The sequence below is a fragment of the Candidatus Symbiopectobacterium sp. NZEC135 genome (assembly GCF_025962695.1).
In genome coordinates this window covers 1-1,415 of record NZ_JAGFPF010000443.1, presented here as the reverse complement: position 1 = coordinate 1,415, position 1,415 = coordinate 1, and the positions used below count along the sequence as shown (strand labels likewise).

Genomic DNA, 1,415 nt, shown 5'->3' with positions numbered 1-1,415 from the left:
GCTCAGCATTGGGATGCGCTAACCGCGGGACCCACCCACGTTAAAAACTTCGAGACAAAAAGATGCCTGACGTCAGTGGGACTTGATAAACCACTCAAGTTGCAAAGCTGCACGGGTTCTTTTGCACAGACCTGGGTTCTGCCGCAGTAAGAAACTGCGGTCAAGTTTAACTGTAGGTCTACTTCGGTGGGCCTTTTCTTTTCCGCTATCTATGGTAGTTAACGGTGTTAGTTGAGGAAAGTGAAAAACTGCTAATGTTTTGTCTGTTTTTAATAAAAAAAACTGGGGCCGATATTGTGGGCGTTATTGATGATTTTATTCAGTTTTAGTATGGTTTTTACTGATAAAGGATTTTGGTTGAGATGAATCTCTGTCTCTTTTGTCATGCCAAAAATGTTTTTTGGCAGTGATTCTAACCAATTGTTTTTTAGATTCAGATACAGAATGGACGTTGGCAGGTTTTTAGGTAATTTGGTTATTTTATTATCATTTAATGAGATGTATTTTATTGAGTGGGGTAAGGCTGCGGATAAACCCTTTAAAACATTCCCACTTAAATCCAGATACACAAGAGAAGAGGGCGTATCGCTAACAAAACCTTCCATCCCGTTATCACTGATATCCAGTTTGGCTATACCGGATGGTAGGTTTCGTGGAAATTCTCTTATGGCATTATTGGATAAGAAAAGTTCGGAGAGTGTCTCTGGAAGGCTGGTGGGCAGTGTGGTTAATCGATTGTCATGTGCGTACAGTTTATGAAGGTTTTTGGGTAAGTTTTCAGGCAACCAACGAATTTTGTTCCTGTCTAAATGTAATTCCTTAACGTGCTCAGGAATAAAATCTGGTAACGCACTGAGATTGAGTTTGCTTAAGTTAAGGGAGTCAGCGTTTCTTTTTAAACAATCTTGCATTTTCGTCACTGCAATATCCCTTTCTTCTCCTTCTCCTTGCCGGGCGTCTTTCTCCCAAGCTGACCAACCAGCATGATATTCTTCAGCATTCTGAGGTGATGTTATAGCTTGAGACGAGATGTTTGAATTCGACGTAGAGATCGCTGACGCGGTGTTTATCAAAGATGCTGAATAGGAGTGGTCGTTATTTTTAATAGTGAACATGTTAATTATCTCTTTAAATTCAATTCTTTTTACTATGTTCTCCCACAAAGGGGATGAATGATATCAAATAACAGGAATGATGGTGGCATGGGGCCATACTGCCACTTAACCTGAATAAACCAGACTGGTGCGCTAATACCGTCGGTGTAGCGTTAATTTATCCTGGTAAACTTGCCGTTATGCATAGGCGTTTACTACATTTGCAGTTTATGTGATTAACGGTGAGTGAGGCGTGATGCTTTGGTTAGAACAAGGGTTATATCTACGCATTGAGGAGTTGGACAACGGCCCCCGACCACT

General features: G+C 41.0%; 1 protein-coding gene. It reads right to left on the bottom strand.

Features of this window, described 5'->3' with window-relative positions; genetic code table 11:
* Positions 1-269 precede the first annotated feature (269 nt).
* The gene (locus J5224_RS27705; RefSeq protein WP_264628343.1) at positions 270-1,115 is read right to left on the bottom strand and encodes a leucine-rich repeat domain-containing protein; all 846 of its coding nucleotides are present in this window, start codon (positions 1,113-1,115) and stop codon (positions 270-272) included.
* Between the last annotated feature and the right edge of the window lie 300 nt (positions 1,116-1,415).